This window comes from uncultured Ruegeria sp. (assembly GCF_947497005.1).
GTDB lineage: Bacteria > Pseudomonadota > Alphaproteobacteria > Rhodobacterales > Rhodobacteraceae > Ruegeria.
In genome coordinates this window covers 1-25,875 of record NZ_CANMFF010000032.1, presented here as the reverse complement: position 1 = coordinate 25,875, position 25,875 = coordinate 1, and the positions used below count along the sequence as shown (strand labels likewise).

The following is a 25,875-nucleotide window of genomic DNA, read 5'->3' as shown; positions in this document are numbered from 1 at the left end:
TTTACAGCGCTTTCTAAAGAGGTGACTTCATGTCCGACTCCAGCAGTGAGCCCCCGCGCATAACGCTGTCCATTCCGACCTCTCGACCAAATCCCACGATCTCGGCGGAAATCGCCGGAACTGCCGGTATCGCTGCTGAAAGCGCTGATGATATCAGGCGTATTGAAGCGGACAAACTCAAGGCGTTGCGCCGCGGTGTTGGTATCGAACTGTCCGCCGAAGTGATCAACGACCTGGTCGATCGACGGGTGCAGGCGACGGGTGCGGTCTTTCGTCAGCTCGCTACAATTCGCGAGGATCTGGCCGGAGGTTTTCTGGGCGCTGTCGTCCCGACCCTCGCCCCGAAACTGCGCGGAGAGCTGATCAATCCTGACGGTACGCCTGCCGAAAGGGTCATCGTTGAAGCACTGCGTCCGACGTTTACTGCCAGTGAAGGCATCGACAATGCGGATTTTTCTTGGGCAGTCAAAGCGGCTGTTACGGATGCTCGGGGCCTCTTCTCGCTTGACCTGCCTAACCTGCGCCTTCCGCAAAACGGGCTGAGATTGCGGATTCGCGGACAGAACACCACCCTGACCGAGGCCGTGCCGCGTGTTGATGCATTGGACGGCGAACTTGGTCTTGTAGTGCTGGAGCGCACTGTCCTCCCTTTGCAGCGCTCCATCCTGGGAGAGCTTGCCGATATTTTACCGGTCGATCCTGAGGATGCAGAGGAGAACATATCCGATTTCACGGGCACGCAAGCCCCTATTGTGCTGGGTGAAGGAGATTGCGCCTCGGAATACCGGACCGAAGGTGGCACGGTTTCGCGGCGGCGTTATTCGGTTCTCTATCGGCTGATTGACCCGCTTGTCGGGCCCAAGAATATCGTGAGGACCCGTCCAGTTGGCGGCAATCGTTTTATCACTACAATTCCGGGCGGAACCTTTGCGCAGGCCAACCTTTCTGCCGAAACGCTGCTGGCCGCTTTCAACAATGACGGAGGCGACTGGGATTTTCGTGATCGTATACCGATTGACGAACCCATTGATGTCGAAGATTTTTACGAAGATCTTGAAGTGCGCCCGCAGGATGTACCGAAAGCCTCCAGCCTTGCGCTTGGCTATATCGCCAAGATGCGCTCGACCGCCGTTCACGCCGGCATGTCGTTGGGGCGGCTGGTCTATTCCCTGCCGCTTGCCCCAGGCGAGGAACAACGGATCGTCGTGTCAGAACAGCGGGAAACCCTGAGCGTGCGGGAACGCGAAAGCCTGACCTTCGAGGAACAACAGGATTTCGAGGAAGCGCGCGATACATCTTTCAACAGCACCTTCGAATCTGCGTTGGACGAGGTGATCCGGGGCACATCCTCTTTCTCGACCAAGGCGTCTACGAAAAGCTTTGGCGGCGCCGGTGGTATTGGCGGTGGCCTGTTCGGCGGCATCGGGGCCATTGTCGGCGGGGTCGGATTCAGCGGAGCGCGCTCCAGCTCAAATTCTTCCGGCAGTTCGTCTAATACACAGAATACGTCACGCGATTTTCTGTCGGATACGCATGAAACATTCTCGGCGGCGCTTGAACGGGCCGCTTCGGTCAAGCGCAGCTCTGCCCGAACCAGCGTTCGCACGGCCACGGCAAGTGATCGGCGGACGTCGACCACCAAATTCGTGGCCAACCGCAACCACTGCCACGCTATGACCATGCAGTGGTTTGAAGTCCTGCGTGATTTTTCCATGGAAACGCGCATCGAAGGCGTTCAGTTGGTCGTCTTCGTTCCCATGCAGCTCATCCGCTTTCGCCGTTTGGGGCAAGGCGACCAGTTGCCAGGGAATGTCACCAGATCCGGATTGCTGAGCCGATACAAGGTGATCCTGCGCCATGCAGAAGTGTTCCGTCGCGTATTTCGAAACCGCCGCAGATTCCGCACGGCGCTGAATCTGTTGGAAGAATTTTATGCAGACAAGGACGCGACGCCGCAGAACGCACCTGGTGTCGCGCAGGACATCGTCAGTTTCGAGGCGCAAGGCACTTTCATGCCCAATGATGATATTTCTGCCGTGATTTTCACGCAGGATGGCGACCGCGTCGGGCCAGTGCCCCTGACCGGATCACCTATTGATATCGATAACCTGCATGACCTGCCTGCTGAAACGCGCGAAAACCTGCTGGTTCGGTTGGCTGACGCGCGGCGTGACCCGACGAAACGGCGGACCTATACTGGGTCCGTGGCGCTGCCTCGTTCGGTTGAACGCTCGGATATAGCCCGTGTTGAGCTGCGCAGACGGACGGGTTCGTTTGCCTATTCATTTTATACCGGTCCTGACCCGATCAACATCTTCAACATCTGGGAGCATATCTCGAACCTGGAGGATGCGGATGATCTGGACCGCGCCACACGCAACATCAACCGCAGCCTGCATACGACGATTTCCGGGTCGAGCTTTGACGATCTGGTCGGCGCGCCGATGGTCAGCGAGTTTGAGGCGCGCATGAACGAAGACGCCCAAACCATCGTTGACGACAATACGTTTCAGGCCATGCCTGCCACCCTGCCCTATTCCGTGCGGGAAGTGCCGGATGTGCTGTCACGCCGTGATCTGCGGCGAATTGAAGAAATGTACCAGCACATCGTCGCCGACACGGTACGCTATTCCCGCGTGATCTGGGCCAGTATGACGGACGAAGAACGCGCGATCCTGCTGGAACGCTTTACGATTGGCGTGCCGGACGGTGGGTTGGATGACGCCTCAAGCGAGATATCGCTGCTCAGCACAGTCCAGAATAAGGTACTGGGGTTCTATGGCAATGCGATGATCATGCCCTTCTCGATCCCGCCCGATCTGGCCGACCGGATGGAGATGCGGACCGGCGACATTCAGGACAGTCTGTTGGCCTTCCATCGGGAAGATTTCCGACCACCACGCCGCACGATCTCGCTGCCAACCAGAGGTCTGCTGGGCGAGGCCGTTCTGGGTCGCTGCAATTCCTGCGAGATGATCGACCATCGCCGCTTCTGGAACTGGCAGGACAGCCCGACGCCACCGCCAGTGGGTGACGCGCCGGTCTTGCCAGCTGACAGCGATGCAATCTTTGGCACCCGTGCACCATCAGACCTGCCGAGCAATCAACCTTCGAACACGCTGACTATCGCCGGGGGTGACATTGGCACCGGACAGGCTGTGCCCACATCGCAACTGGCTGAAATCCTCAAGGCCGCGCCTGATCTTGCGCGGGCGGGAACCGATCTGACTGGGTTGAAAGAGCTGCAAGCCCAACTGGCCCTTGAAACGCAATCGGTTGCTGCTGGTCGGGACAAGGCCATCGACACAGCGACGGATCTGACGAAAGAGCTTGTCGGCAAAGCCACAGAGCTTGCGGGCAAAGGGCAAGAGATCGCTGCGGCCCGCAAAGAGGAAGAGGCCAAGAAGGAAGCTGCCGAAAAGAAAAAGACGGATGCAGCCAATGCCGCCAAGATCAAGGGGTTTGAGGATGTCGCCAAGAACGCTTCGGGTGTATCTGCACTGATCGGTGGTCAGGCGGATGGAACTCAGGCGGCCTTTACGCAAAACCTGTTCAAGGATTTCCCTGGCGGTGCTGCTGCTTTGACCAATCCTTCCAACACGCTGCTTCTGGCCAAGCTCTTTGGGGCCTTTACCAAAGCGAACGCAGATGCGGATGACGGCAGCGCAACCAAAACCGGCAGCCAATCGGTTCTGGATTTCCTCAATGGCCTGAGCGCCCCTGCGGAGGACGACAATGAGTGACACGAGCACAAATGTGACCCCCGAGCCTGGAATTGATGAAAACCTTGCTGAGGCCATTATCAATATCCTCGAATCTACAAATTCTCCGGCGATCCAGCGCGCCCGAGAGGTGATTGCCCACAGGCTCGCCATTGCAGGTGACATTGCCCCGTCCCGCATCCCTGCACCGCGCAACATCACCGAGATCGGCGGCTATATTAATCTGCTCAGCGAGTATGGTGAGGCCGAGCAGCGCTCGCGCATGATCGCAGCCGCTTTGGGCATTGCGGGGCCGCAGATTTCGCTGCCACAGCCCGGTGCGGTACCGCCAATGTCGTTCATCACCCGCGACGGTGCACGTCCTGCCGGACCACAACAGCCCAGCTTCCCGCTTACATTCACGATCCGCAGCGACTTTATTCCGGCCTTCGACAATGCGCTGCAAGAAATCAACATCCGTGGCGGGGCGGTTCCGATTTTGACCCCCGTCAGGGCACTTCCAGCTGCGGGGTCTGGGCCTGTAACAGACGGCACAGCGCAGTTGGCCCTGATCGGCCGAACCCTCAGTCTAGCCCCAACTGCAGCTTTGCACGCGGTGGCCACTGATCCCCTTTCGCTCAGTCGTCCGACCGCGGGTGGCGGGTTCGAGGTTTTGGCGCGTGTGATCGACGCCGCGGCCCCGATTGCCGGAACTATTGCAGCTGCGGATTGGACAAGCTGGGAATGTGATGCCGCAGCCTGCACCGAAGTCGACAGCAACGATGCGCGCTTTGCGCTCACGCCGCTGCTGAATGCAGCCGGTTGGCATCAGGTCGCAGATCCTGGCAACCCTACCAGCCTGTCCGAGCCCGGAACCTGGGCTGAATGGCGCAACATCACGGGGCTTGTGCCGGGCGTTACGCGGTTCGCCGAAGAACTGCAGCTGCTTTACCCTGCTGAGATGCTCATCACCTCGCCGGTCTTCAATCAACTGGACAATGTCTGGACGGGAAGCGAGTTCGCAGCACCGTAACGAAGCTGTGCGAGACGCGATAAAGTGATTTGGCAGCACCCAGTTCATGGGGTTCTATGCAATCAGGAGGGCAGCCATGCAAAACCCAGAGCGTTTCGAGAAGTTCTATTTTGCCAAAGTCGGCATGGGCGAAGCCTGCGGCTGCGCCGAACGCATTATCGATGTGTTTGAGTTCAACCGAAAAGGTGGGGCCCAATCAAGACAACCGGTGAAGCAGGACAGGCGCAGGCGTCGGTCCTTTCGGTCATGGGCCATCAAATATGGGCTGATGAGCCGTAAGCGTCAGAACTGAAACTTTTTATGCTGAGCGCCCTTTGACATCACCCTTTTGGCATGACTTGGCCATGTCGGTGAACTTAAGCCCCGACAAAATACCCTGTAGGAATGACACTGAAACAGGTCAGACAGGAACTAACTTTCCGTCTCGAAGGTCCAGTTCATTTGGTGCCAGTTCCGCGCGGAACGTTGGTGAATGACTGACAAGCAAGATTGCTTGTGGCAACGCGCGCAAGATTTCCAGAAGGCGTGCCTCGTTTTTCGTATCCAGCGCATTGGTCGGTTCGTCCAGCAAAAGCGCTTCGGGTTCCATCGCTAGAACTGTCGCAAGCGTCACCAGCCGTTTTTCACCGCCTGACAATTTGTGGGTGATGCGGTTTTTTAAATGCATCAGATCCAGATCGCCCAGCACTTTTTCGACGATGGAGAGCGCATCGTCGCGTGTCTTGCCCAGATTGAGCGGACCAAAGGCGATATCTTCGGCGACGGTCGGGCAGAACAGCTGATCGTCCGGATCCTGAAACACAAGCCCCACCCGGCGCCGTACCTCGTAGAAATCTGCCTCTTCAATCCGTTGTTGACCAAAAACAGTGACACCACCAGAATCTGGGCGCTGCAACCCAAGCGTAATGCGCAAGAGCGTCGACTTTCCCGCACCATTCGGTCCCGTCAGGGACAGGCGTTGACCGGCGTTCAGGCTTAAGCTGGCCCCGTCGAGGACAGGTGCCTGACCGGGGTAGGAAAAGCAGATGTTTTCAAGCGCGATCAGAGTCATGCGAATTCCAGAATGATCAAGCCCGTGCAAAGAACACCTAAACCAGCAACAAATGCGATGTCTCTGCGGGTCAGTGCGAAGTCCTGAAGCAGCAACATGCGCCCGGTAAACCCCCGGCACTTCATCGCGCCTAGAATGCGTTCTGACCTTTCGATCGCACGCACAAGCATCATGCCTACAAGGTAGCCGAAGCTGCGATAAGTGTGCCAGTTTGTTGTCGGTCGGAATCCGCGCACCTTCATCGCGGCGCGCAGGCGCAAATATTCTTCCCGCAAAACCTCGATATAACGAATGGTGAACATAAGCAGGTAAACCAGTTTTTCTGGGCAGTGCAGGCGATGCAACGCGTGGCCCAGCGTGACCGGCTCCATCGTGCCAACCAACACCATCAGGGACAGGATGACGGCATTGGCGGTCAAGGCAATCTCGACCGCTTTCCAGAAACCCTGCCAGCTTGCCGGAAAACCCCAAAGCGTAAAAATCGGGTCTCCGGGCATGGAAAAGGGCAACAAGACCAGCATGAACAGGATGAACCCATCCATCATGGCCATTCGTTTCAACGTCTTGCGCCACGGCAGGCGCGACAGCGTAAGAAGCGAAAGAGACACCGCCAGCGCCGCGCAAAGCGCGGTGAGTGATGACAGCGCAACGGTCACAACCGCAAAAACAACTGCCATGACGATCCGCATCCGGGGATCCAGCGGGCTGATCAGACCTTCAGGCCTGCCACCGGCCTCGGCCAGTGTTTTATCCTGTTGCCCCAGTATATGTGCCATCAGGCAGCCAATTTGCGGCGGGCCGCCATGTAGAAGCCCAAACCAAACAAACCGACGATGTAACCGATACCGCCAAGAATGGTCTGCAGGTCATTGCGTTCGCGATAAGCCGCAATCTCGCGCCGAAGGGGTCGCAATTCGTCACGCACTGCCTTGGCAATAACCTGCTGCTCTTCGTGGCTGAGCGAAGCCACTGAGCCCGTTGCCTGAACCTTAACATCCGGGGAAGATTTTAACGTTTCAGATGCCGCTTCGCCCAAAATCTGCGCGACATTTTCTGTGGACATAGTGACTTGGGCCACATGCCCGGCACCGAGGTCGGCAGAGAACGTATGCGCAATGGCTGAATTTGGCGTGTAGACAAAAAAACCGTCCGTATCAGTGACAACACGACCCAGTTCTGCCCCATTCGGGCCAGTGACAATGACCTCGGTCTCGCTTGCCATATCGCCATTGGAAAACCCGATCTCGCCTTCGATGGCATCACCGGACTTAAATACACCAGCAATGACTTTATGCGCCAAGGCAGGCAAAGGCGCACAGCACAGCGCCAGGATGAGAACCAGATGCTTCATGTGGTCACTCCTTTGACAAACAGCTCGGGCTTGACCTTGCGGGCCAGCAAAACCGCGAACCCGGTCAAAACCGCTTCGATGGCCATGACGGGTATATGCGTAAAGAAAACAAGCTTGGCTGCAGGCAGGAATTCATCTCCGGACAGAGCCAGCGAAACCGCCACCATGCCGGTTGTGGCGGCAATTGCAAAGGCACCGCCAACGCCCCCCCAAATCGCACCTTGCAGGGGTGTTCCGCGTGCGATCAGGCGGCCAAAGAGCACACTGGCCACCACGGCAGGTAAGGCGATATTGACGGTGTTGATCCCCAACACCGTCAACCCGCCAAATCCGAAGAAGACCGCCTGAAGCAAAAGCCCGACGAACAAAGCCGGGAATGCTGCCCAGCCAAGCAGTAGTCCGGCCATGCCATTAAGGATCAAATGTATCGACGACGGTCCAATGGGCACGTGGATCAACGACGCCACGAAGAAACTGGCAGACAGCACCCCGGCAGTGGGGAGACGATCAATATCCAGCGATCTGAGACCCAGGGCAATTCCACTTGCCGCGGCGACAGCGCCGCCGATCACGACCGGGTTGGAAAGAGCTCCGTCGACGATGTGCATTTGGGGTTACTCCAGATCCCAGGCGCGGATCCAGATGACCGCGTCCTGGCTGAGTTCTTTGCCTTCATGTTCGGTAACAGGACCTGCTCCAAGCGCTGCGAAACCCCAATATCCGGCTTTTGGAACACCGAATGAGAAGTATCCGTTATCGTCCGAGATTGCGGCCACGGCACCTCCCGGCATTGGCGAAACCTTCGGCGTAGAAGCGGCCGAGCTTTCCATATCGGGTTCGGCTGCCATATACTCGATTTCAATTTCGGCACCTGCAACAGGCTGGCCCTCGGCCATGACGCGACCTGTGAAAGTTGACCCTGCAATCACATTGGTTGGTTTGTTCAGCGGTATGATCTCGACCGGCAGGCCCACAGGGTTCATCCAGTCGGTCGGTAATTCGTTGCGGTTCAGAAACGCTTTGGTCAGTTGCTGTATGTAGATGTCTTCGGATTCCTCGTAATAGGGCCGCGGAACCGTCACCAGCACGTAATCGCCCGAACGCTTGACAGGAACAGTGCCTTTGAACGCAGCGCCTTCATTCTCTTTCCCAGTAAATCGGACAGGTTCCAGTGTACCCAGCAGGTCGGTTTTTTCACCGTTGTGGATCACATAGAATTCCTGCGGCTTTTCCAGATCCATGACATGGCCGTTTTCGAACGGGTGCCAGAAGATCAGCTTGACAGGCACATCGCCCGGTTTTTCGATCATGGTGTCGGTGGTGTATTCCAGAAGGAAATGCGCATTTACCATGGCGGGAAGCGCCATCGCGGCAATGGCTGCGAAAAGCAGCTTTTTCATGAATGTTCATCCTTGTCCCGTCGCGCCAGACCCGGCACGAAATTCATTTTGACTGAGGGACATCCAAGGCCGGTTTGCTTTTTCCAAGCATCCTGGTCCGACGAACATCCCGTCGCCGATTAGGAGTGCCCCTAAATGTGGGCACATGTCCGGCAGGTATCCTGACTTGCGGGTCGAAGCGTTGGGCTGGCCTTCCCGGGGAAACCCCAGTGGCGTATCAGCCCTGCTCGCCGCTTACAGTTGCGGGTGCAGTTGCGGAATTGGGCCTGAGCCCGCACCGCATTCCCTATTGATTCCAGAGCACGCCCCGGAACCGGACATGTCGAGCGGCTTGCCAGACAATTCCGGCCTCCGTCAATGATCAATTTCGGTAGCTATCGGAAAAGTCAGTCATCGGGAGGGCAGAATAATTTAACTTTGCCCATGAAGCATTTGTAAAAAAAGGGGAAAAGAGATTTTACGTTTCTAACAGGTATCTTTCAGACAAAGGCAAGCTTGCGGCGCCAAGTGCACGGGCGTCCGGGCCAACGGCCCCTGCCAGCACTGAAGGTCGCTCAAGTCCGGTCAGGTTCAGATCGGACAGCTTGTTTTCGACCATTTCAACCAGCCGAACTTTGATATCCGAGGGCATCCAGCCATCGATCTTTACGCATCCAAAATCGATCAGGCTGCAGGACGAGACAATACCACCGGCAATCCCACTTGCTGTCTGTTTCAACCAGTTTTCCAGTTGGGCCTCTGGCAAATCCCACCGCTCGGTCGTTTCCCAAATAGAATGGGAGGTTGCCCCTGCTGTGGCGATTGAACGTTCGAGCACATACAGGCTGGCCACGTCGATCAGCGGCTTTACGCCGCCGGCGTCGTCAGGCACTGGCAAGGGGCCGAGTGCCCCCGCATTTCCACGCCCCGAAAAGATCGAGCCATTGAGAACCACACCTCCACCAATGAAATATCCGACGTAAAAGTACAAAAAATCCCGAGGCCCGTCCGCTGGGCCAAAAACCAATTCCGCCCCACAGGCCGCAGTGGCGTCATTCTGCAAAAATATCGGCATGTCGTAACCAAGCGCCAGATCCGCCTTTAAGTCTGCAGTGCGCCACGGATCCATTTTTCCCTGAGGAACCTGCAATGTCTGAGCCCAGTCCCAAAGGTAAAACGGCATAGCGATCCCAAGGCCCGCGACCCTGTTCTGGGCCTCAGGGGGCATGGACGACATCATTTTATCAAGGCTTTCCCTTGAAAAGTCCAAAGCGGCCTTTGGCGTTGGATAATCATAGGTTCGCCGCTCGCGTTGTCGTACTTTTCCAACGAAGTCGGTCAGAACAAGTTCGGTGCTGCGCCGGCCAACTTTCAGCCCAAAGAAAAATGCGCCGTCCGGATTGAGCCGCATGGGAACCGATGGCTGTCCGACCTTCCCTCGGACGGGATCGCCCCGCAAAAGCAATCCATCTTTTTCCAATTGGCGCATTATGACTGAAACCGTTTGCGCAGACAGCCCCGTCATGCGTGCGATCTCGGACTTTGCGAGGGCCTGATGACGCCGGACAAGCGACAGAACCAGGCGTTCGTTTCGGGCTCGCATCCCCCTTTGGTTGGTTCCGCGCACCTCTGGCCCATGCGAGCCAATGGAATTATCCTGAGATGAGTTTGCAGACACGGCCACCCCTTTCCCATTGAAGAATGTGGAAGCCTCCTCGCCCTGTCAATAATAAATAAGAGTGATTTATTTATTGACTAAGTATTCGAATCTGGTGATGGTTTCACATGGGATCAGGTTATTTTCGCCTGATCGCCCGCGTGCCTTTTTGGGCACAGAAAAAACTGGGAGGATTATCGATGAGACTTGCGAAGCTTGCGGGCGCAACAGCGCTGGCAGTTACTGCCATGACAGGCAGTGCTATGGCAGAAGGTGAAACGGTTTGCCTGATCACCAAGACTGATACCAACCCGTTCTTTGTCAAAATGAAGGAAGGCGCAACTGCGAAGGCTGAAGAGCTTGGAATGACGCTGAAAGCCTTTGCTGGCAAAGTCGACGGTGACCACGAAACACAAGTGCAGGCTATTGAGACCTGTATCCTGGATGGCGCCAAGGGCATTCTTCTGACGGCCTCGGATACATCATCCATTGTTCCGGCAGTAAAACAGGCGCGTGACGCAGGCGTTCTGGTCATCGCTCTGGATACCCCGCTGGAGCCCATCGACTCGGCCGACGCAACCTTTGCTACGGACAATTTCCTGGCCGGATTGTTGATTGGACAGTGGGCAAAAGCCACTATGGGTGACGCGGCCAATGACGCCAAAATCGCCACGCTGGACCTTGCGGTCAGCCAGCCCACTGTGGACGTGCTGCGGAACCAGGGCTTCTTGCAGGGTTTCGGAGTTGATCTGGCGGATCCGAATGTGATCGGCGACGAAGATGATGCGCGACTGGTCGGCAGTGATGTCACCGCCGGTAACGAAGAAGGTGGCCGCCGCGCGATGGAAAACCTGCTGGCCAAAGATCCGACGATCAACGTGGTTCACACCATCAACGAACCAGCGGCAGCAGGTGCTTACGAGGCGCTCAAAGCCATCGGACGTGAAAATGACGTGCTGATCGTTTCCGTCGACGGCGGATGCCCGGGCGTGCAGAATGTTGCTGACGGCGTCATCGGCGCAACATCACAACAATATCCGCTGCTGATGGCATCGCTGGGTGTTGAAGCCGTCAAAAAATGGGCGGACGAAGGCGCGAAGCCAGAAAACACTCCCGGTAAGGATTTCTTTGACACTGGTGTGGCGCTTGTAACAGACAAGGCCGCTGATGGCGTCGAGTCAATCTCGGTCAAAGAAGGCATGGACCTCTGCTGGGGTTAAGCTGACAAGATGGAAGGCCGCAGAGCGGCCTTTCACCTATCAAACCACCCAAACGCCTGAAAACTTGCTAAAGTCGTCAGTAGCCTGACGCTTTGGGGGAACGTTTATGTCCGATACTTCACGACAGTCAGACGATTTCGAAGCCGCCGCCAAGGATAGCCCGGAACAGGTCGCCGAATTTGACGATCACCACCGGGGGTTTGTCGGAACGATTCAGCATATTCTGCATGTGAATCCGTCTCTGGTGCCTTTGATCGTTCTTGTGGCTGCCATTGTCATTTTCGGCGTCTTGTTGGGGTCCAAGTTTTTCTCACCATTTGCACTGACCTTGATCCTGCAACAGGTTCAGATTGTCGGGATTGTCGCGGCCGCGCAAAGCCTTGTGATCCTGACCGCCGGTATCGATCTGAGCGTCGGCGCGATCATGGTGATGTCGTCGGTTGTCATGGGGCAATTTACCTTCCGTTATGGGTTACCACCGTCGATCGCTATCGTTTGCGGGCTCGCTGTCGGTACAGCCATCGGCGCGTTAAACGGTTTCCTCGTCAGCCGCATCAAGCTGCCGCCGTTCATCGTGACGCTTGGCATGTGGCAAATCATTCTGGCCGCAAATTTCCTGTATTCGCAGAATGAAACCATCCGGTCGCAGGATATCGAGGAACATGCCAGCATCCTGCAACTTTTCGGAGCCAAGTTTAACGTGGGTGGGGCTGTGTTCACCGTCGGCGTGATCTTCATGCTGGTGCTGATCCTGGTGCTTGCCTATGCACTGCGCCATACCGCATGGGGCAGGCATGTATACGCGGTCGGTGATGACCCAGAAGCTGCTGAGCTGTCCGGCGTTAATGTACACCGCACGCTGATGTCTGTTTACATGCTGTCCGGCCTGATCTGTGCCTTCGCGGGCTGGGCTCTGATCGGTCGGATCGGCTCGGTGTCGCCTACGTCAGGCCAACTGGCCAATATTGAAAGCATAACGGCGGTTGTGATCGGGGGTATTTCCCTGTTCGGAGGTCGCGGGTCCATTCTTGGCTCGTTGTTCGGCGCGCTGATTGTCGGCGTCTTCACGCTTGGGCTTCGGTTGTTGGGCGCTGATGCGCAATGGACGTTCCTGCTGATCGGTATCCTAATCATCGCAGCCGTCGCGGTCGACCAGTGGATCAGAAAGGTGGCGGGCTGATGGAACCTATTCTCAAAGGACGGAACCTTGTGAAACGCTATGGCAAGGTGACCGCGCTGGATCATTGCGATTTCGATCTGATGCCGGGTGAAATTCTGGCGGTTATCGGTGACAACGGTGCGGGTAAGTCAACGCTGATCAAGGCTGTGTCTGGCGCGGTGGCGCCGGATGAAGGTGATGTTTGGCTGGAAGGTCAAAAGGTGAATTTCCATTCCCCGATCGACGCGCGCGAAGCCGGTATTGAAACCGTTTACCAGACACTTGCGATGTCCCCTGCCCTGTCGATTACAGACAATATGTTCATGGGTCGGGAAATTCGGCGCAAAGGAGCGTTGGGATCGTTGTTTCGAATGCTCGACCGCCCTGCCATGGAAAAGTTCGCTCGCGACAAATTGAGCGAGTTAGGCTTGATGACGATCCAGAACATCAACCAGGCGGTCGAAACACTTTCAGGCGGTCAGCGCCAGGGCGTCGCTGTGGCGCGAGCTGCGGCATTTGGCTCGAAAGTCATCATCCTTGACGAACCAACGGCTGCGCTGGGTGTGAAGGAATGTCGTCGTGTCCTTGAACTGATCCAGGATGTGAAGTCACGGGGAATTCCGATCATCCTTATCAGCCACAACATGCCGCATGTTTTCGAGGTTGCTGATCGGATCCATGTGCACCGGCTAGGTAAGCGTCTCTGTGTCGTTGATCCCAAGGATTATACGATGTCCGACGCAGTGGCGTTTATGACCGGCGCCAAGGAGCCACCCTCCGAGGATCAGGCCGCGTGACAGGCGAATTTACCACTCCGAAAGCCTTGGCAGACAGTGTTGCAAATGCTGTCGAGGCGTTGCAGGTGGCGCAAGATCGGCATCTTGTAGCGATTGCCGGGCCACCGGGATCTGGAAAAACAACTGTGGCCAGCCTTGCGACGGTCGAGCTCAATCGGCGCGGTGTCCCAACCGGTCTGGTTTCGATGGACGGCTTTCACTATGACAACACGATTTTGGTGGCCCGAAACTTAATGAGCCGCAAAGGTTCCCCCGAAACCTTTGACCTCGCCGGGTTTCATGCCTTGCTTGATCGTTTGCGAAGGGACGGCGACGTTGCAGTTCCCGAGTTTGATCGACAGCTCGATCTAGCTATTGCTGCGCGATCAATGATCACCCCGGACCAGCGCTGTGTTCTGGTCGAAGGGAATTATCTTCTTTTGAATGAACCCGGTTGGTCGGGTCTCCACCGTCTTTGGGCGCTCAAAGTGTTCCTGGGTGTTGATTTGGCGACACTCGAATCCCGTCTGACCGACAGATGGATCGGGTATGGTTTGGATGGCAAAGCCGCAAGAGAACGGGTGCTTTCAAACGATCTGCCAAACGCAAAACGTGTGATCCGGAATTCGGTATCAGGTGATTTGATTCTGGCTTAAGAAATCCCTGTAGTAGATTGGTACTATTGTCATAATTCCTTCTCAAAACGGCAAAAGAGAATTTAGTAGACCGGTGGAGCAAGGCCGGCCTGAAACCATTTCACAAAAGAAACGATTGAAAACACAGGCAACCCGGTCGCGCGCTGAATATCGGGCGCATAAGGGCACATATTCGTGCATTCCAGAACAATCGCCCCAAGGTCAGGGTTCTCGGAACGCAGAGCAACCGCAGCTTCTACATTGTCTTTTCGGGCCTTCTGAAGGTCCAGGCTCAACTCGTTACCAAGGATTGCTCGGGTAAACTCACGCCCTCCTTCCGTTGTGCCGATTGGCGTACCTAGTGGAACATTTGCGGCACGCAGATGGTCCTTGGTCAATGTGGATGCCGAAATAGTCAGTACACCGGCACGCTTTCCCGCAGGAAGGATACGATTTACCATTTCGACCTGCATCAAGGACGAGGTCACGACTGGAACGTGAACAGCCTCGGCCAGTTCTTTTTGGAACAAAGATAAGAACCCGCAATTGGTGGTTATTCCGTCGGCCCCGTCTTTGACCAGCTCTTGCGCGGCGTCGATAAAGACCTCAAGCATACCTTCAGCCCTGTGCCGAACCACCCGATCTGGCGAGGCATTGCGGACAATGCGGTACAGAACCGGAAAAGGCCAGGTCTGCGCGTTGCCCATGTCGCCGGGAATCCGCGGAAACCGGGCATCCAGCATCAGAATACCAACTGATGCACCGTAGATGGATTTACCGCCCTGCGCGATCATTCCTGTACCTCCTCGATTATCCGGGTCGAGATATCTTCGGACCCCTCCATATAGATGCTTGATATCCCGTGGCGCACAGCGTCCTGCACCTGATCCATGCGTTTGGTGATATGAGCACCCAAAACACGCGCCGCCTCATCAGCATCCCGATCCATCAAAGCCTGCATTACCTGTTTATGTTCGCCCTTTGATCGCTGCACCCGGTCCAGGCTCATGGAAATCCATCGGATATAGCGGATACGCTCGTTGATCCGAGTCAGGGTTTGCAGCAGCTCCATGTTTCCTGACAGCTTTGCGATAGCCAGATGGAATGCCTCGTCCCGGGTCACGGCCTCTTCGATCGTCAGACCCGTAATGTCGATGCCCTTTGCGTAAAGCTCATTCCGCAGCGTCTGAAAGTCTTCGTCCGACGCCTTGGCGCAAGCTGCACGGGCTGCGGCGGTTTCAATGATCTGGCGCAGCTCGAACAGGTCGAACACGCTTTGCGCATCCAGCGGGCGGCAGAAGAACCCCTGTCCGGGGCGGAAATCAAACAGTCGCTCCGCCACCAGACGATTCAGCGCCTCGCGCAACGGTGTGCGACTGACGCCCAAATCCTTGGACAAAGCCACCTCGTTCAGTCGATCGCCCGGGCGCAGGCGGAAGGACACTGCCATCGCTTTGACCTGATCGTAGATGTCGTCGACGCGTGGACCTGCCATAAACCCTGCCCTTCTTTCGTTGATCCACAGGTGCCACACACAATTCTTGAAATCAATATACAAAACTGTATACAGATCTGTGTGCAATTTTGAATCGAAGGAATCTCGGACTATGACAGGGACGAATTATCTGACCGGAGCCGAGGCAATGGTGCGCATGCTTGAGGCCCATGGCGTCAAGCATATGTTTGGCCTGTGCGGTGACACCACCTTGCCGTTCTATGATGCCCTTTCCCGAATGGATCACGGCATTCAGCACATTCTGACACGCGATGAACGGCACGCGGCCTACATGGCGGATGGTTATGCTCGCGTAACAGGCAAGCCGGGAGTATGCGAAGGCCCGTCCGGCGGCGGTGCGACCTACATTTTGCCGGGGGTGGTTGAGGCCAATGAAAGCTCGGTTCCGATACTGGCGATCACTTCGGATGTGGCAACGACCAGCCGCGGAAAATTCCCTTTGACTGAACTGGATCAGCCCGCGCTGTTCAAGCCTCTGGCCAAATGGAACGCTTCTCTGGATGACGCCAAACGGCTTCCGGCCATGGTTCGTGCCGCGTTCCGGGCGATGACAACCGGCACACCCGGCGCGACGCATCTGGCCCTTCCGTTTGACACTCAAAGAGCGCAGGTAGACGAAGCCGAAATCTGGGCAGACGACAGACATCGCAGCTACCCCGCAGAACGGGCTGCACCCGACCCGGATGCGGTTGAAGCGGCAGCGGCCATTCTAGCGCAGGCCAAGTCCGCCATTGCCGTATGCGGAGGAGGCCCGGTTCTGTCTGGCGCCACCGATGCGCTGCGTCGGGTGGCGGGCTTGTTGGATATGCCGATTGCCACAACCGTTTCGGGACAAGGCGCTATTGCCGAAACCGACCCGTTGGCTTTGGGCGTTGTCGGGTCGAACGGAGGTGTCCCAGCGACACGTTCCGTCGTAGATCAGGCTGATGTCGTCCTGTTCATTGGCTGCCGCGCGGGTTCGGTCACAACCGAGCGTTGGAGAAGCCCCGCACGCAACACCACGATCATTCACATAGACAGCGACCCCATGGTGATCGGTGCCAACTACCAGACTGAAGTGGCGATTTGTGCCGATGCTCGACTGGCGCTGGAGGCTTTGGCCCAAGTGCTGGAGGCTAGGCAAGACCTGACTGGTCAAGGCGGAACAGCCAAGGCCCGCGCGGCATGGGAGGCCAAGATGGCCGCGTTTGCCCCTCTTGCTGCAAGTCGCGAAATGCCAATCCGGCCAGAGGCCGTCATGGCATCCCTGATGGACATCCTGGATGACGATGCGATTGTGGTCGCCGATCCCGGCACCCCCTGCCCCTACTTCAGTGCACATTACCGCTGGCAGAAACCAGGCCGGCACTTCATTACAAATCGGGCGCATGGGGCGCTGGGGTATTCCCTGGGCGCGGCCATGGGTGCGCATGTCGGACGGCCCTCGGTCAAGACCCTCGCCGTCATGGGCGATGGCTCGTTTGGCTTCACCTGTGGCGAGTTCGAAACCATAGTCCGGCACAAGATGCCGATTACGTCGATCGTATTCTCGAACTCGGTCTTCGGCTGGATCAAGGCCGGTCAGGATGCGGGCTTTGGCCAGAGGTATTACAACGTCGATTTCAATCGGACAGATCACGCCGCTGTTGCATCAGCCTTTGGTGTAAAGTCGTGGACGATCAAAGACCCCGCAGACCTGTCAAAAGTGCTGAAGCAAGCCATCGAGCATGATGGGCCCACGCTGGTCGACATTCATTCACAACAACTTCACGAGGCTGCCGCGCCTGTGTCAGAGTGGGTCGCGTAAGAGGCGATTGACGGGGTCAACTGCGCCAGAAACTCCTGCGCAATCATGGACAGGGGGCGACCCTTGGCAGTGATGATGGCCAAGTCCAGCATGACGGATGGTCGAAACGGGCGGGTCTGATACCCGCTCTCACCGTCGAACGTCACGGTAAAGGGGTCAATCATCGCGACCCCCATACCCTGTTTTACAAAGCTCAGCAGGTTTTCGGACAAATGAGTGTGGATCTTTGTGCGCCACATGTGTCCGGATGCCTGAAAGATGTCACGTGTTCGGCGATGGGTTTGGTGCTCGGGACCCATGACAATGAAGGGCTCTTTTTCCAATATGTCCGGCGTCAGAACATCGTACTCGGCCAACGGGCTGCCTTCGGGAAAAGTCGCCAGCGTTTCAAACTGAAATACCTGGTAGTTCAGCGTGTCGTGCAGGATCGGCATCTCGACAATGCCGATTTCAAACAGACCCGAGATCACCCATTCCTGAATCTTGGACGAATATTGCGATTGAAAACTGACGGACAGGTTCGGGCGACTTTTGGCAAAACGTGCAATCTCGCGTGGCATGAAACCAAAAGACAAAAGATGTGGCGCAGCAACCTGCAACTGACCGGGATGTTTGTTCTGCAGATCCGTCACTGCCTGTGCCACGTGATCCAGCCCACGCACGACTGTATCAACCTCACGATAAAGCAACTCGGCTTCCGGGGTGGGCAGCAACCGGCCCTTGTTGCGCTTAAACAGAGGCAATCGCGCTTCGCGTTCCAGCTGCGCTAAAAGATTGCTGATACCGGGTTGTGATATCCCAAGTACCGAGGCTGCGCCGGTCACGGTTCCGGTTTCCATGATGGCGTGAAAGGCCTGAAGCTGGCGAAAGCGTAACGACATTTGTTAGTGTATCATTTTTTCTGATGAACTCCCGAAAACATAGTATTTGAAATGATATCTTGGTCAAGGCAGGCTTCCGTTCATCTAAAGGGGGCGAAATGAGCGATCTGGCACAGAAAATCACCGGCTACGACCTTTGGCACCTGAAGCTGCCGGTCACGTCCCGCCGGGATCACGGTATCGGGTCCGTTGAAGGCGCGTGTGAAGTCGTCATCTTACGACTGACATCCGAGGATGGCTCGCAAGGGTTCGGCGAAGCGTCGCCCTGGTCCGTATTCACCGGCACTCCGGAAGCGACCTTCGCGGCGTTGGATCGTTACTTGCGTCCTCTCGTTCGTGGGGCCTGCGTTGGTGACCGGTCAGCCATCATGGCGCGCGCAGCCTACGCCGTGGCACATTGTACTGAAGCCAAAGCCGCGCTGGAAACCGCGCTGCTGGATTTGGCTGGCCGGATCAGCGGGATCCCGGTCTGGTTCTTGCTGGGTGGCCGCTGCCGAGACACCATTCCGCTTAGTTGCTCAATCGCCAACCCGGACTTTGCGCAGGACATCGACCTGTTGGCGCGGTTGCGTGACGATGGCGTAGGGATCGTCAAGCTCAAGACCGGGTTCAAGGGTCATGCTTTCGACATTATGCGGCTGGAGTACCTTGCCCAGAACTGCCCTGAATTCTCGGTCCGTGTGGACTATAATCAAGGGCTGAATATTGAGGAGGCACCTGCAAGGGTGCGGGATGTGGCGCAGTTCAATCCTGATTTCATCGAACAGCCGGTTCGCGCCCATCACTTCGGGATGATGGCAAAGCTTCGGCAGATGACCGATGTTCCCCTTCTGGCTGATGAAAGCGTCTTTGGCCCCGAAGATATGGAACGCGCGGCGCAGGAAGGCATATGTGACGGGGTTTCAGTGAAAATCATGAAATCCGGAGGTCTGGTACGGGGACAGACGGTTGCACGTATCGCGGCTGCCCATGGTCTTACAGCCTATGGCGGAGATATGTTTGAGGCCGGGTTGGCCCATCTTGCGGGCACCCACATGATTGCGGCGACACCGGAGATCACACTGGGCTGCGAGTTTTATCAGGCGTCCTACTTCCTGAAAGAGGATATTCTGGAAGACCCCTTCCAGGTTCGGGACGGGCAAGTCTGCGTGCCTGAAAGCCCGGGGCTTGGCGGCAGGCCTGAACTGGCCAGACTGAACCATTATGCAGTGGCCAAGGCAGTTTCAGAATGAGTGAAAAGAAAACCATAGCCATCATAGGTGCCGGGATAATCGGCGTTTCGGCTGCGGTCTGGCTGCAGCGGGATGGGCATGACGTGATCCTGTTCGACAAGGCCGGTCCAGGTGAAGGCACGTCACATGGCAATGGCGGTGTGCTTGCGTCCTGTTCCATCATACCTGTGACGGTGCCGGGTTTATTGGGCAAAGCGCCAAAAATGTTGCTGAGCTCTTCGCAGCCGCTGTTTTTGAAATGGGGGTATTTGCCGAAACTGATCCCATGGCTCCGGCAATATCTTAGCCACGCAAACGTAATGGACGTAGAACGAATTGCAGCCGCACTGACGCCAATCGTTGGCGACAGCCTGAATGATCACGAAGCTTTGGCAGCAGGCACCGGTGCCGAGAAGTGGATCGTGCCGAGCGACTATCTGTTTCTATACGAAAACCGGGCGCATTTCGACGGGGACGCGTTGGGCTGGGGCATCCGGCGGAAGCACGGTTTTCAATGGGAAGAGCTTGAGGGCAAGGCATTCCGCGACTACGATTCGGTGTTCAGTGAAGATATCGGATTTGCGGCCAAGCTTTCCGACCACGGTCACATCACCGACCCGGGACGATATGTAAAAGACCTCGCAGCGCATGTTGAAGCCAATGGAGGCCGTGTTATCCGTGCCAATGTCGAGGACGTCACCCGCGAAAATGGCCACGTAACGGGCGTGCGCGCCAATGGGGAGACCGTCGCTTGCGATACGGCTATTGTGACGGCCGGAGTCTGGTCGGGACCACTTGCGAAGCGATTGGGAGTTTCTGTTCCTCTTGAAAGCGAACGCGGTTATCATCTTGAATTGGTGGAACCTTCTGCCATGCCGCGCAGCCCGGTCATGGTGGCCTCGGGCAAGTTTGTTGCCACACCCATGGATGGCCGCATACGCTTGGCGGGAATTGTAGAATTCGGAGGGCTGGATGCACCGCCCTCGCGCGCGCCGTTTGAATTGATGCGCAAAAATGCCCGGGCGGCTTTTCCGGGCATAACATGGAAGGAGGAAGTGGAATGGATGGGGCACAGACCCGCCCCGGCTGACTCGATCCCGATCATTGGTGACGTGCCCGGTGTCAAGGGCGCTTATATGGGCTTCGGACACCATCACATTGGCCTGACAGGCGGGCCAAAAACCGGACGCCTACTGGCACAGATGATCGCGGGTAGAACCCCAAACGCTGATATGAGCATCTACGCACCGTCACGTTACACGACTTAAGAACAGGCCGATGAGAAACATTGGCATCTCAAACTCAATAGGGAGAAAACGATGAAGAAACTGACAAACCTTCTGGCAGCAACCGCCTTGACCGCCGCTGCAGCAGCACCGGCGATGGCTGAAAAATGGGACATGCCGATGGCCTATTCGGCGTCGAACTTCCACTCGGCCACAGGCGCAGAATTTGCCAAATGCGTGACCACCGGCACTGGTGGCGAGATCGAAATCGTCACACACCCGTCCGGCTCGTTGTTCAAAGGTGGCGATATCAAGCGCGCGATCCAGACCGGGCAGGCCCCGATAGGTGAGCGTCTTCTGTCGGGGCACCAGAACGAAAACGCACTGTTCGGGTTTGATTCGATCCCGTTCCTTGCGACCTCGTTCGACGACAGCGCCAAGCTTTGGGACGCGGCCAGGCCGTCTATCGAAAAACTGCTGGCTGAACAGAATCTAACGCTGCTTTACGCTGTGCCGTGGCCACCTCAGGGCCTTTATTTCAAGGACGAAGTGAACTCGGTCGCTGACATGAAAGGCATCAAGTTCCGGTCCTATAACAATGCGACTTCGCGTCTGGCCGAGCTGACCGGGATGTTGCCGGTAACGATCGAAGCGGCAGAAATCAGTCAGGCATTTGCGACAGGCGTGGCGGATTCTATGGTGTCGTCGGGTTCGACCGGATATGACCGCAAGGTCTGGGAAAGCCTGAACTATTTCTACGAAGTCGACGCCTGGCTGCCGCGAAATTACGTGATGGTGAATTCTGACGTCTGGTCCGGTGTGTCCGACGCCAACAAGAACGTCGTCAAAGGCTGCGCAGAGTTGGCGGAGTATGCAGGCAACTGGCGCGCGAAAGAGTACACCGGGTTCACGCTGCAAGGTCTGCGTGATGGCGGCATGAATGTTGGTCCTGCATCCGAACAGATGACGAACGAGCTGAAAGAGATCGGCGTGACCATGACCAATGAATGGCTGGAAGCCGCCGGTGACGAAGGCAAGGCCATCGTCGACGCGTTTAACTCGTCTCAGTAATCCTTTCAGGATGGGCGGCGGCACAATCTGCCGCCCATCTCACATCCAATAAAAATACAGCGGGGACAGCATGGCGGCTTTGCGAGGGCTTCGGTCCGTACTCGACTTTATCTATCTGGCGGCGGGGGTTCTGGCGGCGTTCAGCCTGATTGCCATTCTTTTGCTGATCGTCGTGCAGATGCTGGCCCGCTGGACCGGTGAGGTGTTCCCCGGAGCACCCGACTATGCCGGATACGCTATGGCTGCTGCGTCGTTTCTGGCCTTCGCAAATGCGTTGAACCGTGGCAGTCACATCCGCGTTTCGATCCTATTGAACTCAGTTCCGGACCGGTTTCGACGCATTCTCGAGATCTGGTGTTTCGGGGTCGGAACTACTGTCATGTGGTATTTCTGCTGGTACGCTTACCGCTTTGTCTATTGGAGTTGGAAGTTCAACGACATCAGCCAGGGTCAGGACAGAACCGCCCTCTGGATTCCCCAATCCGCGATGCTAATCGGTGCCGTGATCCTGGCCATCGCCCTGACTGACCATCTGATCCATGTCCTGTTCAAGGGTGAGCACCGCATCATCCGCGATCTGGCCGACCAAAGCCACGGAGAGTAAGAGCATGGAAAACCTGTCTGTCATCATCCTCTTCCTCTTTGTTCTTTTCACCTTGCTGGGCACCGGTGTCTGGGTCGGTCTGGCCTTGATGGGGGTTGCCTGGGTCGGGATGGAGCTGTTTACGACACGCCCTGTGGGTGACGTGATGATCACGACAATCTGGTCTGCATCGTCCTCGTGGACCCTGACTGCACTGCCGATGTTCATCTGGATGGGCGAGATTCTGTATCGAACGCGGTTATCTGAAGACATGTTCAAGGGGCTATCCCCCTGGATGGCCCCCTTGCCCGGTGGTCTGGTACATACGAATATAGTGGGTTGCACGGTCTTTGCTGCCGTCTCAGGTTCTTCAGCCGCAACTCTGACCACGGTTGGGAAAATGTCGATCCCCGAATTGCGCAAACGCAATTACCCTGAACGGATGATCATCGGGACGCTGACCGGCGCTGCAACTCTGGGGCTGATGATCCCGCCGTCGCTGACCCTGATCGTATACGGCGTGACAATCAATGAATCGATCACCAAGCTGTTCTTTGCCGGCATCCTGCCCGGCCTTGTCCTCGCGGCGATGTTCATGGGTTATGTCGCGATCTATTCCAAGTTGGGCAAGGACTGGAATCCGAACAAAGAAGGCAAACTGACCTTTTCCGAGAAAGTCAGGAACTCACGTTTTCTGCTGCCTGTGATCCTGCTGATCACGGTTGTGATCGGTTCGATGTATCTGGGCTATGCCACGGCGACCGAGGCTGCGGCTTTCGGCGTGATCGGCGGGCTCTTACTTGCGGCGGGTCAAGGGTCGCTGAATTGGAAGACCTTTACCGAAAGCCTGATGGGAGCTACGCGCACCAGCGCCATGATCGCCCTGATCCTTGCTGGCGCGGCATTCCTTTCGCTTTCCATGGGTTTTACCGGCCTGCCGCGTGGACTGGCTGATCTGATCGCCGGATGGGAACTGACCCGGTTCGAGTTGCTGATGGTGTTGCTGGTGTTCTACATCATTCTGGGCTGCTTCCTTGACGGGATTTCCTCGGTCGTGTTGACCATGGCCGTGGTTGAACCGATGATCCGCGATGCGGGGATCGATCTGATCTGGTTTGGCATCTTTATCGTGGTCGTCGTCGAGATGGCGCAGATCACGCCGCCGATCGGCTTCAACCTGTTCGTGATGCAAGGCATGACTAACCATGAGATGAGCTATATCGCGCGCGCCGCGATCCCGATGTTCCTGATCATGGTACTGATGGTCTTTATCCTCATCTGGTTCCCTGACCTCGCCACTTGGTTGCCTGAGAATTTGCGGCAGAGCCCGGGCGGATAAACCGGTCTTGAATCCGCTCCACCTGGCCGCCCGTCACGGGCCGCATGTTTTGATTGCAGGATTGGCGGCAGGTCTTATGCTGCCTGCCTTGGCCGACCCAATGCGAAACCTGCTGCCTCCTTTGGTCGTGCTTTTGTTGTTCGTCACCGTCCTAAGAATGGATCCAGAAACCATTCTTGGGTCGTTGAAAGATCTGCACAAAGTCGCGTTCGCCGTTGTCGGTTTTCAATTCGTGACGCCGCTGATTGTTCTCGCTGTTGGATTCGCGGGGGGATGGATGGGAACTCCCGTGCTTTTGTCCCTGCTGATCATGGCGGCGGCACCGTCGATTTCAGGCAGCCCCAATATGTGCCTGATGATGGGTCAGCCTCCAGAACACGCGATGCGAATGATGGTGGTTGGGACAGCTTTGTTACCACTTACGGCGTTTCCCGTGTTTCTACTCATGCCCGAACTTGGCGACATTCAATCCGTTCTGTTGGCCGGGCTGCAGCTTCTGTTGACGATCCTTTGCGCAACCGGTGGTGCCGTTTTTGTTCGGCGGGTTTGGTTGCGCGCGCCATCCCAATCCACATTGCTGAACCTCGAAGGGTTGGGCACAATTACTCTGGCTGTTTTTGTCATCGGCCTGATGCCCTCTGTCAGCGCCACGGCCCTGGAGAATCCGGCAATCGCCGCATTCTGGATCACCCTCGCCTGTCTGGTCAATTTCGGTGCTCAAATTGTTACGTTCCGCCTGACCCGAGGCAAGTTACCTGCCGCCAGATCTACCGCTGTTTCCCTGATCGCAGGAAACAGAAACATCGCAATTTTTTTTGTGGCTTTGCCACCCGAGGTCACTGCGCCAATTATGGCGTTCATAGGGGCGTATCAAATTCCGATGTACCTGACGCCAATGGTCATGCGCGGTCTCTATCAAAGACAGGTCACGCCCGGGTAACTTCGGAATACTTCCACTCAATGTTATGTCCCAGCCCCATTGTGGCAGTGAGCCGAAGCCTCCTGTTTTCTTTCCAATCAGAGGTTTTTGGCATGTGCCGGGCCAAATTGGCCAGCGGCACGGTTTATATGTGCATGCGTATGGCGCTGGACGAAAAAAGCCATCGAAAACGGAGCATTCCCGACCTGTCAGTCGCTACCCACAACGGCGCAATTGCCGATCAGCTATAACAAGACGCTCAGCTGACGGATCGGAAAAGAAGCAGAGGTGAGTGCTGTTACGCGAAGCATCAGACGCGAGATTTGAAAGCACTATGCGGAAGGCCTTTTCCATCAGGCTGATCTTCGCCGCTTCGGGAAGTGCGCCGGATCAAGTCACGCGTCTTGCGCGCAATCTCGGATGACAAAGTGCTTTGTCGTCTCTTCCAGGACTTCCCAATAGCCACGAAAGCCGTTGGGGATCATAAAGCTGGCCCCGGTGCGAAAGTCCTGACGCGTGCCATCTTCATGGATCAGGGCGCAATGACCTTTGATGATGTAACAATATTCGTCCTTGTCGGTGAACGCATGCCATTTGCCCTGCGTCGATGTCCACGTACCCGCCGACAGTGCTCCGTCCGGGCTGGTAAAATGCATTCCAATCTTGTGATGCGGATCACCCTCGACAACGCGGTCGGGAAGATCGGCCAGACGCCTTTCGTTGCGCGTCGCGGGCTCGTCAAAGAGATTGAGAACCTGTGTCGTCATGAGGTCAGCCCTCCTGCTGATAGTATGTTTCAAGGCAGCCCGTCCGACCAATGGTCGGTCACGCGCTGAGATTTGGTATTTCTGTCACCCTTTTACCGAACAGATGGGCACCCGCCAGAACAAAAGCCGCGATAAAGGCCGCCTCGGATGCATTCAATATGTTGGCCTGTCTACCGACATCCTGAATACGCTTGTGCGACGTTTTCATTCTTACTGCAGTAATTGACACCGGCAGCGTCCATCCGCCGTTGCCGATAAGACCACTGCCAGGATCGGTCCCACCGAGTTCAGGATGGTAAAGACCGGAAAGGCGGCGAAAAACACCGGCAGAAACGTCAGACACTAGCAGTTTTCCTCGCTGAAATCAGCATGGCGACGCGCAAGAAATGAGATGACCGGTACGCCGGGGCCAGCATGGCAAAACGGATCAGCTTGACCAATGTCGCGACCTCAATGGCCTGATCCGATCGGGCACAGCCTGCGACCACCCGAACCATCTCCTGCCCGGGTGGTGAATGGTCAGTTTACAGCTCGCCCTGCGCCTGCATGTCGTTGGCGGAGACGCCTGCGACTGCGACGGGTTTTTTCATTGCGTCGCGGCGGAAGGGTTCGCC

Annotated in this window: 25 protein-coding genes and 1 riboswitch; of the genes, 14 read left to right on the top strand and 11 right to left on the bottom strand. The window is 56.5% G+C overall.

Going from position 1 to position 25,875, the window contains the following annotated elements; all coding sequences use genetic code 11:
• The first annotated feature begins 29 nt into the window (after window positions 1–29).
• The 3 genes from Q0816_RS24585 to Q0816_RS24575 all read left to right on the top strand — a co-directional run bounded on the left by Q0816_RS24585 (window position 30) and on the right by Q0816_RS24575 (window position 5,026).
• Entirely contained in the window at window positions 30–3,743 is a 3,714-nt protein-coding gene (locus Q0816_RS24585) for a hypothetical protein (protein WP_298855648.1), read from the top strand.
• On the top strand, window positions 3,736–4,734 hold the full coding sequence (locus tag Q0816_RS24580; RefSeq protein WP_298855646.1) for a hypothetical protein: 999 nt from the start codon (window positions 3,736–3,738) through the stop codon (window positions 4,732–4,734). Before Q0816_RS24585 ends, Q0816_RS24580 begins: the two co-directional genes overlap by 8 nt.
• 76 nt (window positions 4,735–4,810) lie before the next feature.
• A complete protein-coding gene (locus Q0816_RS24575; RefSeq protein ID WP_298855644.1) occupies window positions 4,811–5,026 on the top strand; it encodes a hypothetical protein in 216 nt (71 codons plus the stop codon).
• A 108-nt stretch (window positions 5,027–5,134) separates the two neighbouring features.
• Here Q0816_RS24575 and Q0816_RS24570 read toward each other — a convergent pair whose 3' ends face one another.
• The 6 genes from Q0816_RS24570 to Q0816_RS24545 all read right to left on the bottom strand — a co-directional run bounded on the left by Q0816_RS24570 (window position 5,135) and on the right by Q0816_RS24545 (window position 10,118).
• The gene (locus tag Q0816_RS24570; protein WP_298855642.1) at window positions 5,135–5,785 is read right to left on the bottom strand and encodes an energy-coupling factor ABC transporter ATP-binding protein; all 651 of its coding nucleotides are present in this window, start codon (window positions 5,783–5,785) and stop codon (window positions 5,135–5,137) included.
• The gene (cbiQ, locus tag Q0816_RS24565; RefSeq protein WP_298855640.1) at window positions 5,782–6,561 is read right to left on the bottom strand and encodes a cobalt ECF transporter T component CbiQ; all 780 of its coding nucleotides are present in this window, start codon (window positions 6,559–6,561) and stop codon (window positions 5,782–5,784) included. The genes Q0816_RS24570 and cbiQ overlap by 4 nt, the downstream gene beginning before the upstream one ends.
• Window positions 6,561–7,136 carry a cobalt ABC transporter permease gene (locus Q0816_RS24560; RefSeq protein ID WP_298855638.1) on the bottom strand — a complete coding sequence of 192 codons (576 nt, stop codon included), beginning with the start codon at window positions 7,134–7,136 and terminating at the stop codon, window positions 6,561–6,563. Before Q0816_RS24560 ends, cbiQ begins: the two co-directional genes overlap by 1 nt.
• Window positions 7,133–7,744: a cobalt transporter CbiM gene (gene cbiM / locus Q0816_RS24555; protein WP_298855636.1), complete on the bottom strand. Its 612-nt coding sequence runs from the start codon at window positions 7,742–7,744 to the stop codon at window positions 7,133–7,135. Before cbiM ends, Q0816_RS24560 begins: the two co-directional genes overlap by 4 nt.
• Before the next feature lie 6 nt (window positions 7,745–7,750).
• Window positions 7,751–8,536, bottom strand: a complete 786-nt coding sequence (locus Q0816_RS24550; protein WP_298855635.1) for a DUF4198 domain-containing protein — start codon at window positions 8,534–8,536, stop codon at window positions 7,751–7,753.
• A 133-nt stretch (window positions 8,537–8,669) separates the two neighbouring features.
• Window positions 8,670–8,869: riboswitch (cobalamin riboswitch) on the bottom strand.
• Window positions 8,870–8,993: 124 nt separating this feature from the next.
• Entirely contained in the window at window positions 8,994–10,118 is a 1,125-nt protein-coding gene (locus tag Q0816_RS24545) for an ROK family transcriptional regulator (protein WP_298855662.1), read from the bottom strand.
• 254 nt (window positions 10,119–10,372) lie between these two features.
• Between Q0816_RS24545 and Q0816_RS24540 the strand changes: the two genes are divergently transcribed.
• The 4 genes from Q0816_RS24540 (at window position 10,373) to Q0816_RS24525 (ending at window position 13,983) form a co-directional block, all read left to right on the top strand.
• Entirely contained in the window at window positions 10,373–11,392 is a 1,020-nt protein-coding gene (locus tag Q0816_RS24540; protein WP_298855633.1) for a sugar ABC transporter substrate-binding protein, read from the top strand.
• A gap of 106 nt (window positions 11,393–11,498) precedes the next feature.
• Complete coding sequence (locus Q0816_RS24535) at window positions 11,499–12,572, top strand: ABC transporter permease (protein WP_298855631.1); 1,074 nt, start codon at window positions 11,499–11,501, stop codon at window positions 12,570–12,572.
• Window positions 12,572–13,348: an ATP-binding cassette domain-containing protein gene (locus Q0816_RS24530; protein ID WP_298855627.1), complete on the top strand. Its 777-nt coding sequence runs from the start codon at window positions 12,572–12,574 to the stop codon at window positions 13,346–13,348. The genes Q0816_RS24535 and Q0816_RS24530 overlap by 1 nt, the downstream gene beginning before the upstream one ends.
• Window positions 13,345–13,983: a phosphoribulokinase gene (locus tag Q0816_RS24525; protein WP_298855624.1), complete on the top strand. Its 639-nt coding sequence runs from the start codon at window positions 13,345–13,347 to the stop codon at window positions 13,981–13,983. Before Q0816_RS24530 ends, Q0816_RS24525 begins: the two co-directional genes overlap by 4 nt.
• A 62-nt stretch (window positions 13,984–14,045) precedes the next feature.
• Here Q0816_RS24525 and Q0816_RS24520 read toward each other — a convergent pair whose 3' ends face one another.
• Together Q0816_RS24520 and Q0816_RS24515 are read right to left on the bottom strand one after the other, a co-directional pair.
• Window positions 14,046–14,756, bottom strand: a complete 711-nt coding sequence (locus Q0816_RS24520; RefSeq protein WP_298855622.1) for an aspartate/glutamate racemase family protein — start codon at window positions 14,754–14,756, stop codon at window positions 14,046–14,048.
• Complete coding sequence (locus Q0816_RS24515) at window positions 14,753–15,457, bottom strand: GntR family transcriptional regulator (protein ID WP_298855620.1); 705 nt, start codon at window positions 15,455–15,457, stop codon at window positions 14,753–14,755. The genes Q0816_RS24520 and Q0816_RS24515 overlap by 4 nt, the downstream gene beginning before the upstream one ends.
• Before the next feature lie 112 nt (window positions 15,458–15,569).
• On the opposite strand from Q0816_RS24515, the gene Q0816_RS24510 reads away from it, so the two are divergent.
• Complete coding sequence (locus Q0816_RS24510) at window positions 15,570–17,264, top strand: thiamine pyrophosphate-binding protein (protein WP_298855617.1); 1,695 nt, start codon at window positions 15,570–15,572, stop codon at window positions 17,262–17,264.
• Here the strand turns inward: Q0816_RS24510 and Q0816_RS24505 are convergent.
• Window positions 17,225–18,145 (bottom strand): LysR family transcriptional regulator, encoded by a 921-nt coding sequence (locus Q0816_RS24505; protein WP_298855615.1) that lies wholly within the window; start codon window positions 18,143–18,145, stop codon window positions 17,225–17,227. The genes Q0816_RS24510 and Q0816_RS24505 overlap by 40 nt on opposite strands.
• A gap of 98 nt (window positions 18,146–18,243) precedes the next feature.
• On the opposite strand from Q0816_RS24505, the gene Q0816_RS24500 reads away from it, so the two are divergent.
• The 6 genes from Q0816_RS24500 (at window position 18,244) to Q0816_RS24475 (ending at window position 24,515) form a co-directional block, all read left to right on the top strand.
• Window positions 18,244–19,377, top strand: coding sequence for an enolase C-terminal domain-like protein (locus Q0816_RS24500; RefSeq protein ID WP_298855612.1), 1,134 nt, complete (start codon window positions 18,244–18,246; stop codon window positions 19,375–19,377).
• The gene (locus Q0816_RS24495) at window positions 19,374–20,624 is read left to right on the top strand and encodes an FAD-binding oxidoreductase (RefSeq protein WP_298855610.1); all 1,251 of its coding nucleotides are present in this window, start codon (window positions 19,374–19,376) and stop codon (window positions 20,622–20,624) included. Before Q0816_RS24500 ends, Q0816_RS24495 begins: the two co-directional genes overlap by 4 nt.
• Window positions 20,625–20,675: 51 nt before the next feature.
• Window positions 20,676–21,653 carry a TRAP transporter substrate-binding protein gene (locus Q0816_RS24490; protein WP_298855608.1) on the top strand — a complete coding sequence of 326 codons (978 nt, stop codon included), beginning with the start codon at window positions 20,676–20,678 and terminating at the stop codon, window positions 21,651–21,653.
• A gap of 70 nt (window positions 21,654–21,723) precedes the next feature.
• Window positions 21,724–22,257, top strand: a complete 534-nt coding sequence (locus Q0816_RS24485) for a TRAP transporter small permease (RefSeq protein WP_298855606.1) — start codon at window positions 21,724–21,726, stop codon at window positions 22,255–22,257.
• Window positions 22,258–22,261: 4 nt separating this feature from the next.
• On the top strand, window positions 22,262–23,575 hold the full coding sequence (locus tag Q0816_RS24480; RefSeq protein ID WP_298855604.1) for a TRAP transporter large permease subunit: 1,314 nt from the start codon (window positions 22,262–22,264) through the stop codon (window positions 23,573–23,575).
• Window positions 23,576–23,582: 7 nt separating this feature from the next.
• A complete protein-coding gene (locus Q0816_RS24475) occupies window positions 23,583–24,515 on the top strand; it encodes a hypothetical protein (protein ID WP_298855602.1) in 933 nt (310 codons plus the stop codon).
• A gap of 374 nt (window positions 24,516–24,889) precedes the next feature.
• On the opposite strand, the gene Q0816_RS24470 is transcribed toward Q0816_RS24475, so the two are convergent.
• Together Q0816_RS24470 and Q0816_RS24465 are read right to left on the bottom strand one after the other, a co-directional pair.
• Window positions 24,890–25,261: a cupin domain-containing protein gene (locus Q0816_RS24470; RefSeq protein WP_298855600.1), complete on the bottom strand. Its 372-nt coding sequence runs from the start codon at window positions 25,259–25,261 to the stop codon at window positions 24,890–24,892.
• Window positions 25,262–25,319: 58 nt separating this feature from the next.
• Window positions 25,320–25,604 (bottom strand): hypothetical protein, encoded by a 285-nt coding sequence (locus Q0816_RS24465; RefSeq protein WP_298855598.1) that lies wholly within the window; start codon window positions 25,602–25,604, stop codon window positions 25,320–25,322.
• Between the last annotated feature and the right edge of the window lie 271 nt (window positions 25,605–25,875).